15 protein-coding genes, 1 pseudogene and 1 riboswitch are annotated in these 14032 nt (G+C 70.0%); of the genes and pseudogenes, 7 read left to right on the forward strand and 9 right to left on the reverse strand.

Annotated elements, in window-relative coordinates; translation table 11 throughout:
• The 3 genes and pseudogenes from ACWF62_RS01580 to ACWF62_RS01590 form a co-directional block, all read right to left on the reverse strand.
• A pseudogene (locus ACWF62_RS01580) lies at positions 1 to 125 on the reverse strand (acetyl-CoA C-acyltransferase); the annotation flags it as partial.
• A 29-nt stretch (positions 126 to 154) separates the two neighbouring features.
• Positions 155 to 808, reverse strand: coding sequence for a 3-oxoacid CoA-transferase subunit B (locus ACWF62_RS01585; RefSeq protein ID WP_452629284.1), 654 nt, complete (start codon positions 806 to 808; stop codon positions 155 to 157).
• Positions 805 to 1593, reverse strand: coding sequence for a CoA transferase subunit A (locus tag ACWF62_RS01590; protein ID WP_452629285.1), 789 nt, complete (start codon positions 1591 to 1593; stop codon positions 805 to 807). Before ACWF62_RS01590 ends, ACWF62_RS01585 begins: the two co-directional genes overlap by 4 nt.
• A gap of 201 nt (positions 1594 to 1794) precedes the next feature.
• Here ACWF62_RS01590 and ACWF62_RS01595 point away from each other — a divergent pair, with 201 nt between their 5' ends.
• The gene (locus tag ACWF62_RS01595; protein WP_452629286.1) at positions 1795 to 2562 is read left to right on the forward strand and encodes an IclR family transcriptional regulator; all 768 of its coding nucleotides are present in this window, start codon (positions 1795 to 1797) and stop codon (positions 2560 to 2562) included.
• A 38-nt stretch (positions 2563 to 2600) separates the two neighbouring features.
• Here the strand turns inward: ACWF62_RS01595 and ACWF62_RS01600 are convergent, their stop codons facing one another.
• Positions 2601 to 3251 (reverse strand): SDR family oxidoreductase, encoded by a 651-nt coding sequence (locus ACWF62_RS01600; protein ID WP_378507502.1) that lies wholly within the window; start codon positions 3249 to 3251, stop codon positions 2601 to 2603.
• 153 nt (positions 3252 to 3404) lie between these two features.
• Positions 3405 to 3521: riboswitch (SAM riboswitch) on the forward strand.
• 51 nt (positions 3522 to 3572) lie between these two features.
• On the opposite strand from ACWF62_RS01600, the gene ACWF62_RS01605 reads away from it, so the two are divergent.
• A complete protein-coding gene (locus ACWF62_RS01605; RefSeq protein ID WP_378507501.1) occupies positions 3573 to 4853 on the forward strand; it encodes an aminotransferase class V-fold PLP-dependent enzyme in 1281 nt (426 codons plus the stop codon).
• 30 nt (positions 4854 to 4883) lie between these two features.
• Here ACWF62_RS01605 and ACWF62_RS01610 read toward each other — a convergent pair whose 3' ends face one another.
• The 3 genes from ACWF62_RS01610 to ACWF62_RS01620 all read right to left on the reverse strand — a co-directional run bounded on the left by ACWF62_RS01610 (position 4884) and on the right by ACWF62_RS01620 (position 7616).
• Entirely contained in the window at positions 4884 to 5357 is a 474-nt protein-coding gene (locus tag ACWF62_RS01610; RefSeq protein WP_378570408.1) for a YbaK/EbsC family protein, read from the reverse strand.
• Between the two features lie 88 nt (positions 5358 to 5445).
• A complete protein-coding gene (locus ACWF62_RS01615) occupies positions 5446 to 6366 on the reverse strand; it encodes a poly(ethylene terephthalate) hydrolase family protein (RefSeq protein WP_452629287.1) in 921 nt (306 codons plus the stop codon).
• 188 nt (positions 6367 to 6554) lie between these two features.
• Positions 6555 to 7616, reverse strand: a complete 1062-nt coding sequence (locus ACWF62_RS01620) for a hypothetical protein (protein ID WP_452629288.1) — start codon at positions 7614 to 7616, stop codon at positions 6555 to 6557.
• A 195-nt stretch (positions 7617 to 7811) separates the two neighbouring features.
• On the opposite strand from ACWF62_RS01620, the gene ACWF62_RS01625 reads away from it, so the two are divergent.
• From ACWF62_RS01625 to ACWF62_RS01645, 5 genes are all read left to right on the forward strand, one after another.
• Positions 7812 to 8378 carry a TetR/AcrR family transcriptional regulator gene (locus ACWF62_RS01625; protein WP_378507550.1) on the forward strand — a complete coding sequence of 189 codons (567 nt, stop codon included), beginning with the start codon at positions 7812 to 7814 and terminating at the stop codon, positions 8376 to 8378.
• 71 nt (positions 8379 to 8449) lie between these two features.
• On the forward strand, positions 8450 to 9277 hold the full coding sequence (locus ACWF62_RS01630) for a crotonase/enoyl-CoA hydratase family protein (protein WP_378507497.1): 828 nt from the start codon (positions 8450 to 8452) through the stop codon (positions 9275 to 9277).
• Positions 9278 to 9358: 81 nt separating this feature from the next.
• On the forward strand, positions 9359 to 9829 hold the full coding sequence (locus ACWF62_RS01635) for a MarR family winged helix-turn-helix transcriptional regulator (RefSeq protein WP_378507496.1): 471 nt from the start codon (positions 9359 to 9361) through the stop codon (positions 9827 to 9829).
• Positions 9830 to 9969: 140 nt separating this feature from the next.
• A complete protein-coding gene (locus tag ACWF62_RS01640) occupies positions 9970 to 11406 on the forward strand; it encodes a basic amino acid/polyamine antiporter (RefSeq protein ID WP_378507495.1) in 1437 nt (478 codons plus the stop codon).
• Positions 11407 to 11418: 12 nt separating this feature from the next.
• Positions 11419 to 12660, forward strand: a complete 1242-nt coding sequence (locus ACWF62_RS01645) for an arginine deiminase (protein WP_378507494.1) — start codon at positions 11419 to 11421, stop codon at positions 12658 to 12660.
• 20 nt (positions 12661 to 12680) lie between these two features.
• Here ACWF62_RS01645 and lexA read toward each other — a convergent pair whose 3' ends face one another.
• Both lexA and ACWF62_RS01655 read right to left on the reverse strand, forming a co-directional pair.
• Entirely contained in the window at positions 12681 to 13343 is a 663-nt protein-coding gene (lexA, locus tag ACWF62_RS01650; protein WP_452629289.1) for a transcriptional repressor LexA, read from the reverse strand.
• A 184-nt stretch (positions 13344 to 13527) separates the two neighbouring features.
• Positions 13528 to 14019, reverse strand: a complete 492-nt coding sequence (locus ACWF62_RS01655; RefSeq protein ID WP_378507492.1) for an inorganic diphosphatase — start codon at positions 14017 to 14019, stop codon at positions 13528 to 13530.
• Positions 14020 to 14032 lie beyond the last annotated feature (13 nt).

The raw sequence follows: 14032 nt of genomic DNA on the forward strand, positions 1-14032 counted from the left end.
TTGTCGAGGGCGCCGCGGATGGCGATGCCGCCGAGGTCGGATCCCGAGAAGTCCTTCAGTGCGCCCTGCAGGCGTCCCATCGGGGTGCGGGCCCCGGCAACAATGACCGAGACGTTCTCCGTCATGGATATCTCCTTTCGAAAGTGACTCGCGCTCAGACCAGTTCGGGGAGCCGGGCATCCAGCGGGGCGTCGGTCGCGGCGGCAACCTCGGCGAGGGTGACCCCCGGCGCGAGTTCGACCAGCGCGAGGGTGCCGTCGCCGCCCACGTCGATCACGGCGAGATTGGTGATGATCCGGTCGACCACCCCCCGCCCGGTCAGCGGCAGGCTGCACTCCCGAACGATCTTCGCGCCGCCGTCCCGGTCGGTGTGCTCCATCACCACGATGACCCGGCTCGCGCCGTGCACCAGATCCATCGCCCCACCCATCCCCTTGACCATCTTGCCGGGCACCATCCAGTTGGCGAGGTCGCCGGTCGCGGAGACCTGCATGCCGCCGAGCACCGCGGTGTCGATGTGGCCGCCGCGAATCATGCCGAACGACAACGCCGAATCGAAGTACGCGGCACCGGGGTTGACGGTGACGGTCTCCTTGCCCGCATTGATCAGGTCGGGGTCGACCGCGTCATCGGTGGGGTAGGGGCCGGTGCCGAGGATTCCGTTCTCCGAGTGCAGCGTCACCCGCACGGCGTCGGTGAGATAGCCGGGGATCAGCGTCGGCAGTCCGATGCCGAGGTTGACGTACTCGCCGTCGATCATCTCCGCGGCCGCGCGGGCGGCCATCTCGTCGCGGGTCCAACCGGTCATGCCGAGGCTCCTTCTGCTGTGATGTTCGGCTCGGCCGAAGGTGTGACGGTGCGCTTTTCGATGCGCTTGTGCTGGGGGCCGGTGTGCACGATCCGCTGGACGAACACGCCGGGCAGGTGCACCTGGGCGGGGTCGAGTTCGCCTGCCGGGACGAGCTCCTCGACCTGCGCGATGGTGACCTTGCCCGCCATCGCGGCCAGCGGGTTGAAGTTCAGGGCGGTCTTGTCGAAGACCAGGTTGCCTGCGGTGTCGCCGCGGACCGCGTGCACGAGCGCGAAGCTGGCGGTGATGCCGTGTTCCATCACGTACCGCTTGTCGCCGAACTCCCGGGTCTCCTTCGGCGGGGACGCGACCGCGACGGAGCCGTCGGCGTGGTAGCGCCACGGCAGGCCGCCGTCGGCGACGGGGGTGCCGACCCCCGCCGGGGTGAAGAAGGCGGGGATGCCCGCGCCCCCGGCCCGCAGGCGTTCGGCGAGGGTGCCCTGCGGGGTCAGTTCGACCTCCAGTTCGCCGGCCAGGTACTGGCGCGCGAATTCCCGGTTCTCCCCAACGTAGGAGGCGGTCACCCGGCTGATCTGCCCACCGCCCAGCAGGATCCCGAGGCCGTGATCGTCCACGCCGCAGTTGTTGGAGAACACCTCGAGGTTGCCGACCCCGGAATCGCGGAGCGCGGCGATCAGGGCGTCGGGGATCCCGCACAGCCCGAACCCGCCGACCGCGATGGTGGCGCCCTCGCCGATGTCGGCGACCGCCTCGGCCGGTGTAGTGCACAGGGTCGTTCCCATCGAAAAGTTCCTTCCCTTGACGCGTCCGCGGTCCGAACGGGTGGATCATGTTCACTTCTCGGACGCCGCGGTTCAATTCCTGGTGGCCACTTAAGTGCGCAGCTCCCAGGGTTTCAAGAGGGGAGGAGGAATCGGCGGACACTGCTCGTTTGATGGACCTTCACGGCCATGCCGTTCACTGAGTGGACGTAGGATCGGGTCATGGAGGAGCCGCTGAGGCCGCAGGTGATCCGTCGCGTCGGTGCCCTGCTGCGCGCACTCTCGGGGGTGTCGGCGGGCGCGTCGACGTCCGAGCTCGCCCGGGCAACGAACCTGGCCCGACCGACCGCGCACCGCCTGCTGACCGCGCTCGCCGAGGAGGGGCTGGTCGACCGGGACCACCGGTCGGGGCGGTGGGCGCTCGGCCCGGAGCTGTACCTGCTCGGCGCGCAGGCGGCCGGCCGCTACGACATCACCGATCTGGGTCGCGACATCCTGCGGGACCTGGCGCGCGAGACCGGCGAGAGCGCCTTCCTCTCCGCGCGACGCGGCGACGAGACGGTGTGCATCGCGAGCGAGGAGGGCAGCTTCCCGCTGCGCTCGCACGTCCTGCACGTCGGGTTGCGACTGCCGCTCGGGGTCGCGTCCGCCGGGCTGGCGATCCTCTCGCACCTGCCGGATCGGGAGGTCGAGGAGTACCTGGAACGGCGGGACCTGACCGCGCAGTGGGGGGTCGACCACGACAGCGACGGCATCCGGGCGCGGGTCATAGTGACCCGGCTGGCCGGGTACTGCGTCAATCCCGCCCTGCTCGTCGAGGGCAGCTGGGGGATGGGCGCCGCGGTTTTCGACGCGGCGGGTCGGCCCGAGTGGGCGTTGAGTCTGACCGGCGTGGAGAGTCGGTTCCGCGACGAGCGGCGCCCGGAACTCGGGGAACTGCTGCTGCGACAGGCGCACCGGCTGACCCAGCGGCTGCGGCGCAGCGGGTAGTCACCCAGGGTCGGCGCCCGGCTGACCCGCGGGGGCGGTCAGTGCGTGGTGATCGCCTCGGCGATCGGGGTCGGACCGTTGTTGAACGGGATCGTGCGGCGCACGGTGGTCGGGTCGGCAAGGGCGGCGGCCGCGACAGCGGCGACGTCCTCCCGGCTCACCGCATGCGCGGTGGGCGTCGGACTCACCTCGACCCGGCCCGTCCCCGGGGCGAGGGTCAGTGTGCCGGGGCCGAGAATCGTCCAGCCCAGGGCGGTGCCGCGCAGGTGCTGGTCGGCGGCGGCCTTTGCCTCCGCGTAGGCATAGAACGAATTGTCCGGTGGGACACCGTGGTCCGTCCTTGATCCGAGGTAGGAGACCATCACGTACCGCCGCACGCCCGCGGCCTCGGCGCCGTCCATCGACCGGATCGCGGCGTCCCGGTCCACGGCGTAGGTACGGTCGGGGTTGCCGCCGCCCGCGCCCGCCGACCAGACAACGGCGTCCTGCCCGCGCAGCACCTCCGCGAGCTGTTCGCCGCTCAGGTTCTCGACGTCGGCGAGTACCGGTGTTGCCCCCGCGGCAACGACGTCGGCGGCATGGTCGGGGTTGCGGATCACCGCGGTCACCTCGTCGCCGCGTCCGCTGAGGATCCGTGCCAGGTGCAGGGCCACCTTTCCGTGGCCACCGATGACGACGACGCGAGCCATGGCCGTTCCCTCCGTAGGACATTCGGGGTCGGGTCCAACGTACTGCCGCAACGGCGGCGCCGCAGATGTCGGGCATCGCGGTGGTCGAGGTCACAGGCGCACTCGGTGGGCGGGGGTTGACAGTGCGACGCCGATGCTGCCATTCTCTGCTCAGGTTATGAGTGCCAGCGTGTAGCCCCGGCTTGCTGGCCGGCAACCCTCCACCGCGGTGGGGTGCCCCGGGTGACGACCTGGCCGTGCTTCCAATTCCGGACACGGCAAGCGCGGACTCGATGCACCACCTCTCCATCGCACGGGTCCCTTGACGTAAGGGATGACGCCATGACCGCTGTACTCGACACCACCCCCCAGGTCGCCACCACTTTCGACGGAAACTGTTCCGGCACGGCATCTTTCGCGCCCGTCTGTGGTGGAGACCTGGTGGCGCCGCTCACTGACGGCACCTCGGTCAGGTACGCCAACTTCGACTACGCCGCCAGCGCCCCGGCCCTGACCGCGGTCGCGGACCGGGTGCAGGAACTGCTGCCGTTCTACGCCAGCGTGCACCGCGGCGCGGGCTACGCCTCCCAGGTGTGCACCGACCGCTACGAGGGCGCCCGCGGCGTGGTCGCGGACTTCGTTGGGGCCCGCGCCGACGACGTCGTGGTGTTCACCCGAAACACCACCGACGCACTGAACCTGCTCGCCTCCTGCGTGCCGGGTGAGACCGTGGTCCTCGACATCGAGCACCACGCAAACCTGTTGTCCTGGAATCGGAACGGCGCCCGCGTCGTCCGGTCCGCGGACACCGTCGAGGAGACGGTGCAGCGGATCGTCGCCGAACTGTGCACCCGCCCGGCGGCGCTGCTCGCCGTCACCGGCGCCTCCAACGTCACCGGCGAGGTGCTGCCGATCGCCCGGCTCGCGCGGATTGCCCACGAGTGCGGCGCCCGCATCCTCGTCGATGCCGCGCAGTTGTTGCCGCACCGCCGCGTCGACATCGCCGACCTCGGCGTCGACTACCTCGCCTTCTCCGGGCACAAGCTGTACGCGCCGTTCGGCGCAGGCGCCCTCGTCGGGCGCGCCGACTGGCTCGACGCCGCCGAGCCGTACCTTGCCGGTGGCGGGGCCACCAAGAACGTCGAGATCGACGCCGTGCAGTGGGCCGCCGCCCCGCAGCGGCACGAGGCGGGCACCCCGAACGTTCTCGGTGCCGTCGCGATCGCCGCCGCCTGCGAGGCGCTCGCCGGATTCGACGCCGACGCCGCCGAGCTGCACGAGCGGGTGCTGTGCGACCGCTTGACCGCCGGGCTCGACGCGATCACCGGGGTTCGGGTGCTGCGCATTTGGCCGGACTCCCCGGACGCCGTCGGCATCGTCACCTTCACCGTCGCCGGCGCCGAACCCCGTGAGGTCGCGACGTTCCTGTCCGACCGGTACGGCATCGGCGTGCGGGACGGTAAGTTCTGCGCGCACCCGCTGCTGACCCGGCTCGGTCATGGCGCGGGCGCGGTCCGCGCCAGCCTCGGGCTCGGCAGCAGCGGCGCCGATGTCGACCGTTTGGTCGGCGCGGTGGGCGAGTTCGTGCGCGAGCGCGTGACGAGCGGCGCGGCGGCGCACTAGCGTCGGCGCCGCGACCCGCAGGGGCGGGGATCAGTCGACGTCGATGGCCAGACCGGCCGTGATCCGGACCAGCTCGCGGAACGTGGTCCGGAACATGGCGCCCGGGTGCCCCGCCGCCGCCCACAGTTCCGGGTAGGCCTCGAGGGCGGTGTCGATGTAGGTGGACAGGTTGGTCGGGTGCCCAACCGGGGCGACGCCGCCGAGCGGCTGACCGGTCACCTGCACCACCAGTTCGGCGGGGGCGCGGGTGAGCATCCCCTCGAGACGTTTGCCGGTGCGCTCCGTGTCCACCTGGTGGGAACCCGACACCAGCAGCAGGACCGGCTCGTCGTCGAGGAGGAAGACCAGGGACTTGGTGATCGCGCCGATGTCGACGCCGAGGGTCGCGGCGGCTTCGGCGGCGGTGCGGGTCGGCCGGTCCTGAGTGACCACCACTCCGTGGTGGCCCCGCGAGATCAGTGTCCTCGCGACATTCGCGGCCTCGGGTTGCAGTGTCCTCGCCATGCCCCACCCTAGGACCGGCGGGCATCCTTCGCGCGCCGAAATGTCGGGACGCTCCTATGGTTTGGCCGCATCGCGGCGCATGCTGCGATCAACTGCCGGGCGGACAGCCCGCGCAGAAGGGCAGGTTCTTGAGGGCGACCTCACGCCAGTGGCCGCCCGGCGCGATGTTGGTCGCCAACTCGGGCGGCCCGGCGCCGTCCCCCACGAACGCGCGCCGGGCGAAGACGTAGCCGGCCAGTGAGTACCGCAGCCACGCCGTGACGTATCCGAGTGCCCCGGTGAGGTCGAGGTGGTCGCCGCCCACCAGTGCCGCCTTGGCCGCGGCCCCGGAAACCTGGTCGAAGTAGATGCGCTGGCCGCGCTCGGTTGCCAGCCAGTCGCCCGTGCCGCGGACGAGGAAGATCGGGGCGGAGAGTCCAGCAGCGGTGGGTACCGGCAGGCCCACCGGCCACCACCACAGTGGGGTGGGATCGGCGAACGCGAGGGCGACGACGCTGACGATGCGGCCCGCGGACGACCGGGCCGCGGTGACCGCGCCCCCCGCCCCCTGCGAGTGCCCGACGGCCGCGATCCGGTCGGTGTCGAGTCGGTTATGCAGCGGACTCGACGGGTCGTCGTTCAGCTCGACGGCGTGGTCGACCGCCGCCAGCAGGGCGGTGCCGTCCCCGACCGCGCCGCTGTTGGGGGCGACCACCACGAATCCCCAGGACGCGAGGTGTACCAGCGCGTCATGGTAGGAGCACGTCGAATCGGTGCCGAAGCCTGTGCCGTTGCCCCATACGACTATGGGGTGCGGCCCGCTCGCGGGGTCGTTCGGGTAGATGACGGTATGGCCGCCCGGTTGCTGCGTTCGCGGGGCCTCGCACCCGAGCTCGCGGCCGTCGTCCCAAGTCACGGTGAGGACGCCCGGAGCCTGGTAGGTGCCTTCGATCCGGGCGGCCGCGTGCGCGGTGGGGGCGCAGAACCCCGCGGCGGTCATGACCGCGATGGTGGCGATCGCCGTGCTCACGATCCGCGACGGCACTGGATCTCCCGTCGCGGACTACTGGCCGGGCCTTCCACGCGCACGTCTCCTCGTGTGCACATCAGGAGTCGCAGTTTACCGATGTTTTGCCGCGCCGTCATCGTCGACTGCGACGAACGGCTGGTTGGTTGAATCCGGGGTCATGAGCGCAGTCCCCACCCGTCCAGCCGGTTTCAGTGCACGCGCCCTCGCCGAGCGGTGCGGGCCGTGCAGGCGAATACCGTCACGAGCCCGACCAGTGCGTAGGTCACCAGGGTCACGATCGGCTGCCCGACGCCGGTGCCATGGAAGTAGACGATGCTCCGCACCCCCTCGGTGCCCGCTCCTGGGGTGATCCAGCTGCCGATCGCCGCATAGAACTCGGGCAGCACATTCGATCCGAATGCGCCTCCGGCGCTGGGGTTTCCGAGTACCACGAAGATCAGGATCGCGAGCGGAACGGCGAGGATGCCGATCAGCGCCCGCAGGCCCATCGTGAACATCCCGGTCGCGAACACCACACCGGCGCCGAGCAGCGACAGCGGCAGCAGATGACCGGTGAACGTCCCGAGCAGGTTCGCGGCGATCAGCGCCCCGAGGAAGCCGGACAGCAGCGCGTAGACCGCCATCAGTGCGGTGTGCAGGCCCGCCTCGCGCAGGGTGCGCGGCGCCCCGATCAGGAGGCCGATTGCCGCGGCAAGCAGGTATCCGCCGACCACCCAGCCGATCGAGAGGTAAAAGCCGGACAGCCCGCGATTGTCGTGGACACCGACCGGGACCTCGTCCCGCACGTCGAAGGTGCGACCCTGCGCGGCGTCGACCCGGGTGAAGATGTCCTCGAGCGCGGTCGCGGCGGAACTGCCTGCACCGCTCGCGGTGATCAGGGTGTCGGGACCGGATGCGGCGACCAGGTATCCGCCCATCACCTCCCGATCCGAGATCAGGGTGCGGACCTGGTAGGTGGTGGCGGCGACCCTGGCCTGTACCGGGTGGCCGTCGATCGCATTCAGGCGATCGACGACCTGTCGGTCCGTCCCGGCGGGCAGCCCGGGATCCGCGACGACGGCGATCGGGATGTCCCGCGGCGTCGGCTGGTGGAAGGCGGCGACGTAGCTGGTGATGAACCCGAGTTGGAGCAGCAGGACGCCGATCGCCACCCCGACCAGGATCTGGCGGGGGGTGTAGCGGTCGGTCGGGCTGGTGGACCGGTGTGGTGTGGATTCGCCGGTCGTCGGGTCGACGTCGGTGACGCTCATGTGGTGGTTCCCCCCGGTCGCTTTTCAATACCTAAAGTATTGAATACCGTAGGTATCGGCTTGGGGGGAGGTCAAGCGTGAGGCGGAAGCGCAGGCGTGAAGATGGTCACCATGGAAACCGAGTCGAGCGCGACAACCGAAGCTGGCCGACGTCCCGCGGCGCCGGAGGTGCTGACCCGGCCGTCCAGGACGGAGGTGCGCCGCCGCCTGCTCGAAGCCGCGGCCGAGGAATTCGCCGAACGCGGCTTCGCGGCGGCCCGGCTGGCCGAGATCGCGCGCCGGGCCGGATTCACGAAGGGCGCCGTCTACTCCAACTTCGAGTCGAAGCAGGACCTGTTCGCCGAACTGTTCGCCGAACGGTCCCTTGAGGTGGCGGGCCGGGTGCTCGCCGAGATCTCGGGCCTTGCCGTCGCCGACGCGGCCGGACGTGGCGGCGAGACGATCAGCACCTGGCTGGTCGGTGACCCCGGATGGGCGCTGCTGGTGCTGGAGTTCGGCGTCCAGGCCGCCCGCGAACCCGCGATCGCCGAGGCCTACCTGCGGGAACGGCGGTCGCTGCGGCGTCAACTCGAGGACCTCATCGGCGAGCGGGCCGGGGAGTGGGGGATCGCCGACCGGGTCGACCCCCGCACCCTCGCGATCACCGTGATGGCGCTGATCTCGGGGTTGATGCTCGAGCACGCCGTTGACCCCGAGCAGGTGGACCGGGAGGCCGTGCAGTCCGCGGTCGCTGGCGTGTTCGCGGGCGCCTTCGCGCACTGACCCGGCCCGTCGCGCACCGACCCGGCGACGGTCGCCGGGCCAGCCGGGTCGCCGTTGGTTACTCTCGAGTAATGACTCGAGCATCGTGGCAGGCATTCACCGTCGACATCAAGGATCACGTCGCGCAGGTGACCCTGATCGGCCCCGGCAAGGGCAATGCGATGGGCCCCGACTTCTGGAGCGAGTTGGTTCCGCTGTTCGGCGAGCTCGACGCCGACCCCGAGGTGCGGGCGATCGTGCTCGCCGGGCAGGGCAAGCACTTCTCCTTCGGCCTCGACCTCGCCGCGATGGCCCCGATGATGGCGCCGGTGCTCGGGGACAAGGCGCAGGCCGGGCCGCGCACCACCTTCCACGGCGACATCAGGGCGATGCAGCGTGGGATCAACGCCGTCGCCGATTGCCGCAAGCCGGTCGTCGCCGCGATCCAGGGTTGGTGCATCGGCGGCGGCGTCGACCTGATCTCCGCCGCGGACATCCGCTACGCCAGCGTCGATGCGAAGTTCAGCATCCGCGAGGTCAAGGTCGCGATCGTCGCCGACATGGGCAGCCTCGCCCGCCTGCCGAGGATCATCGGTGACGGCCACCTGCGCGAGCTCGCGCTGACCGGACGGGACATCGACGCCGCCCGTGCCGAGAAGATCGGCCTGGTGTCCGACGTGTTCGCCGACGCCGACGCGGTGCTCGCCGCCGCGCATGCGACCGCCGCCGAGATCGCCGCAAACCCGCCGCTGGTCGTGCACGGCATCAAGGACGTGCTCGATCACGGTCGCAGCGCGGCCGTCGACGACAGCCTCCGCTACGTCGCGGCCTGGAACGCGGCGTTCCTGCCGTCCGAGGACATCGGCGAGGCGATGGCCGCGGTGTTCCAGAAGCGCGCGCCCGAATTCAAGGGTCGCTGAGAACCGGTTGCCGGAGGGGCACGACCCGCCACATACTTGCAGCCGTCAAGCAGTTGAGTGACGCACCCAAGGAGCGCGAGCATGACCCCGGACGAAGTTGCCCCCCTCGCCGACCGGATCGGCAACGACGTGGTCCGCTTGCAGCGGGTGCGGGACCGGATCGTCGCGCACGCCAAGGCGACCGACGGCATCGACCCCGCCGTGTACGGGTGCCTGTTCCGGCTGATCCACGACGGTCCGATGCGGTCCAGCGGCCTCGCCGAGTCGATGTACACCGACCCGTCGACCGTGAGCCGTCAGGTCACGCAACTCGTGGACCGTGGCCTCGTGGAGCGCAAGCCCGACCCCACCGACGGCAGGGCCAGCGTCCTCGCCGTCACCGAGGGCGGTCGCGAGGTGGCCGCCCGGATCAGGGCGCTGCGCAACGAGAAACTCACCCACCTGCTCGCCGACTGGCCCGTCGCCGACCTGCGCGAGTTCACCCGGCTCCTCGACCGGTTCGTCGAGGACTACGAACGGATGCGGCCGGTCCTCGCGAAGGACGCCCGATGATCTCCGCCGCCCCCACCGGGCAGTAGTCGAGGCGCGGAAACCCGTCCGCCACTGCTCAGCGTGGCGTACGGCATCACCGGCGTCCGCGTTGAGAGGATCACCCCGACCGGACGGAGTCGAACGACACACGGGGGTAGGCAGTGGCGACAACGGAGGGGACCGCAACGAAGACGATGCCGTTGCTGACCCTGTCGGCGATGGTGGTCGGCTCGATGGTCGGTGCGGGCGTGTTCTCCCTGCCCCGCAACTTCGGCGCAGCGACCGGTGGGCTCGGGGCGCTGATCGCGTGGGCCATCGCAGGCACCGGCATGCTGATGCTGGCCTTCGTCTTCCAGACACTGGCGGTGCGCAAACCCGACCTCGACGCGGGCGTGTACGCGTACGCGAAGGCCGGATTCGGGGAGTACCTCGGCTTCTTCTCGGCGTTCGGCTACTGGGCGAGCGCCTGCGTCGGCAACGTCAGCTACTGGGTGCTGATCAAGTCCACCCTCGGCCAGGTCCTGCCGATCTTCGGTGAGGGCAACACGATCTGGGCGGTGCTGCTGTCGACCGCCTGCATCTGGGCCTTTCACTACATGGTGCTGCGCGGGGTGCAGGAGGCCGCGACGATCAACCAGATCGTCACCGTCGCGAAGCTGGTACCGATCCTGTTCTTCATCGTGATCCTGCTGTTCTTCTTCGACGCAGGGACCTTCGCCGACAACTTCCTCGGCGGCGACGCGTACTCCGAGTCGCTGTTCGAGCAGGTGCGCTCCACGATGCTGGTGACGGTGTTCGTCTTCCTCGGCATCGAGGGCGCCAGCGTGTATTCGCGGTACGCCCGCCGCCGCGAGGACATCGGCCGGGCCACCGTCCTCGGCTTCCTCAGCGTGCTCGCCATCTTCGCGTCGGTGACGATGGTGGCCTACGGCATCATGCCGCGCGACCAGCTGGCCACCCTGCAGCAGCCGTCGATGTCGCCGGTGTTCGAGTCCGCGGTCGGCACCTGGGGCGCCTGGTTCATCAGCATCGGCCTGATCGTGTCGGTGCTCGGCGCCTACCTGGCGTGGACGCTGATGGCCGCCGAGGTGCTGTTCGTCGCCGCGAAGGACCGGGACATGCCGTCCTTCCTCGCCCGCGTCAACCACCGCAACGTCCCGATGATCGCGCTGCTGTTCACCACCGTGCTCATCCAGCTGGTGCTGCTCACCACGCTGTTCTCCGACGACGCCTTCACGTTCACCCTGAAGCTGTGCAGCTCGCTGTCACTGGTGCCGTACCTGCTGGCCGCCGCGTACGCGCTGAAGCTGGGCTGGACGGGGGAGACCTACGACGCGGAGCCGCGCAACCGAACGAAGGAGCTGGTGTTCGCCGGGATCGCCACCTTCTACACCGCGTTCATGATCGTCGCGGCGGGCCTCGAGTTCCTGCTGCTCTCCTGCATCATCTACGCGCCGGGCACCATCCTGTTCGCGCTGACCCGCAGGGAGGCGGGCAAGCGGCTGTTCTCACCATGGGAGGCGGCGCTGTTCGCCGTCGTCGCCCTGGGTGCACTCGCCGGAATCGTCGGTCTCGCGACCGGCGCCATCACCATCTAGGAGAGCGAAACGATGACCGCACCCGCAACCTTCGGTGTCCACTCCGAGGTCGGCACCCTGCGCAAGGTCCTGGTGTGCGCTCCGGGCCTCGCCCACGAGCGGCTCACCCCGACCAACTGCGACGACCTGCTCTTCGACGACGTGTTGTGGGTGCAGAACGCCAAGCGCGACCACTTCGACTTCACGGCGAAGATGCGCGACCGCGGCGTCGAAGTGGTCGAGCTGCACAACCTGCTCACCGAGACCCTCGCGGTGCCCGGCGCGAAGCAGTGGCTGCTCGACCGCAAGGTCGTCGCCAACGAGGTCGGCCTCGGCCTCGTCGACGATGTCCGCGCCTACCTCGACCAGCTCGGCGACCGCACCCTCGCCGAGTACCTGATCGGCGGCCTGTCCACCGCCGATCTGCCCGCCGACTTCCGGCCCGAGTACTTCGCGCTGGCCCGCGAGCAGGCCGGGGTGCGCGAGTATCTGATGCCGCCGCTGCCGAACACCCTCTACACCCGCGACACCACCTGCTGGCTGTACGGCGGGGTCACCCTCAACCCGCTGTACTGGCCCGCGCGGCACGACGAGACGCTGCTGATGAAGGCGATCTATCAGTTCCATCCGGACTTCACCGGCGCGACGATCTGGTGGGGCGACCCCGAGCAGGACTGGGGAATGGCCACCTTCGAGGGCGGCGACGTGATGCCGATCGGCAACGGGGCGGTCCTCGTCGGGATGAGCGAACGCACCTCCCGGCAGGCGGTCACCCAGGTCGCGCAGTCACTCTTCGACGCCGGGGCCGCGGAGCGGGTGATCGTCGCGGGCATGCCGAAGCTGCGGGCCGCGATGCACCTGGACACCGTCTTCACCTTCGCCGACCGGGACCTAGTCACGGTCTTCCCGGACATCGTCGACGGCATCCACACCTTTTCGCTGCGCCCCGGCGACCGGGGCGCGCCCGAGGTCACCGAGGAGAGCAAGCCGTTCGTCGACGTGGTCGCCGAGGCCCTGAACTTCGACAGGCTCCGCGTCGTCCCCACCGGCGGCGGCTTCTACGCCAACGAACGCCAGCAGTGGGACAGCGGCAACAACCTGGTCGCCGCCGAGCCGGGGGTCGTGTTCGCGTACGACCGCAACACCCACACCAACGCCGCGCTGCGCAAGCAGGGCGTCGAGGTGATCACGATCGTCGGCGCCGAACTCGGCCGCGGCCGCGGCGGCGGGCACTGCATGACCTGCCCGATCGTCCGGGACGCCGTCGACTTCTGACCGGTCGGTGCTGCGCCGGGTCAGAGCCTGCGCATCACCGACACCACCCGGCCGAGCACGACCGCCTCGTCCCCGTCGATTACGGGGTAGGCGGGGTTGCGGGGCTCGAGCAGGACGTGCCCGCCGCGCCTGCGGTACACCTTCACGGTGGCCTCGCCGTCGATCATCGCGGCGACGATCTGACCCGAATGCGCCTCGTGCTGCTGCCTGACCACCACGACGTCACCGTCGCAGATCGCGGCGTCGACCATCGAGTCGCCGCGCACCCGCAGCGCGAACACGGTGCCCGACCCGACCAGGTCGCGGGGCAGGGACAGCGTCTCGTCGGTGTGCTGCTCCGCGAGGATCGGGGCGCCGGCGGCGATGTCGCCGACCACCGGAACGGACACCGACCGGTCCGACCCGGTGCCCGCGCCGGAACCGCCGAGGAATGGGCGCACGTCGATCGGTCGGGACACCGCGCCGGAGCGCCGCAGGAAACCCTTGTCCTCCAACACCTTCAGATGCCTCGACACCGTGGACGTCGACTTGACGCCGATCTCGTCCGCGAGCTCGCGGGTGCTCGGTGCGTGCCCGTGCGCGACGGCCCAGTCCCGAACGGTCGCCAGGATCCGTTGCTGGCGGGCAGGCAGGGTGGAGGCGTCGAGGCCCCCGAAGATGTCGGTGTCGTCGTATCCGGTCACCCGGCGAATCGTAGTGCCGCCCACCGACAGGGCCGAAACGACGAAAGTGTGGGATTCCGCCCGGGTTCCGGGAGGAATCCCACACCTTCGTGGGACGGCGGAAGACGCCTCAGTCGTCTCGGTTGGCCTTCGGCTCAGTCGTCTCGGTTGGCCTTCGGCTCAGTCGTCTCGGTTGGCCTTCGGCTCAGTGGCCGCCGTTGGCCTTCAGCCGCTCGAATGCCTCGGCGATGACCTTCTCCGCCTCGGCACGCCCGACCCAGTCGGCGCCGGTGACATGCTTGTTCGGCTCGAGATCCTTGTAGTGCACGAAGAAGTGCTTGATCGCGTCGAGCTCGAACTGCGACACGTCGGAGATGTCCTGGATGTGGTCCCACCGCGGATCGCCGTCGACCACGCACAGCACCTTGTCGTCGCCGCCTGCCTCGTCGACCATCTTGAACATCCCGACCGGGCGGGCCTCGACGATGACGCCGGGGAACACCGACTCGGGGAGCAGCACCATCGCGTCCAGCGGATCGCCGTCCTCGCCGAGGGTGTTCTCGATGTAGCCGTAGTCGGCGGGGTAGCCGAAGGAGGTGTAGAGGTAGCGGTCCAGCTTGACGCGGCCGGTCTCGTGGTCGACCTCGTACTTGTTGCGCTGACCCTTCGGGATCTCGATGGTGACGTCGAACGACACGCGTTTCCTCGCT

Source organism: Rhodococcus sp. NPDC054953, from assembly GCF_053609225.1.

Bases quoted from the DNA above. Each gene is read 5' to 3' on its own strand.
- ACWF62_RS01585 (WP_452629284.1), bottom strand. From the start codon at position 808: ATGACCGGTTGGACCCGCGACGAGATGGCCGCCCGCGCGGCCGCGGAG.
- ACWF62_RS01590 (WP_452629285.1), bottom strand. From the start codon at position 1,593: ATGGGAACGACCCTGTGCACTACACCGGCCGAGGCGGTCGCCGACATC.
- ACWF62_RS01595 (WP_452629286.1), top strand. From the start codon at position 1,795: ATGGAGGAGCCGCTGAGGCCGCAGGTGATCCGTCGCGTCGGTGCCCTG.
- ACWF62_RS01600 (WP_378507502.1), bottom strand. From the start codon at position 3,251: ATGGCTCGCGTCGTCGTCATCGGTGGCCACGGAAAGGTGGCCCTGCAC.
- ACWF62_RS01605 (WP_378507501.1), top strand. From the start codon at position 3,573: ATGACCGCTGTACTCGACACCACCCCCCAGGTCGCCACCACTTTCGAC.
- ACWF62_RS01610 (WP_378570408.1), bottom strand. From the start codon at position 5,357: ATGGCGAGGACACTGCAACCCGAGGCCGCGAATGTCGCGAGGACACTG.
- ACWF62_RS01620 (WP_452629288.1), bottom strand. From the start codon at position 7,616: ATGAGCGTCACCGACGTCGACCCGACGACCGGCGAATCCACACCACAC.
- ACWF62_RS01630 (WP_378507497.1), top strand. From the start codon at position 8,450: ATGACTCGAGCATCGTGGCAGGCATTCACCGTCGACATCAAGGATCAC.
- ACWF62_RS01635 (WP_378507496.1), top strand. From the start codon at position 9,359: ATGACCCCGGACGAAGTTGCCCCCCTCGCCGACCGGATCGGCAACGAC.
- ACWF62_RS01645 (WP_378507494.1), top strand. From the start codon at position 11,419: ATGACCGCACCCGCAACCTTCGGTGTCCACTCCGAGGTCGGCACCCTG.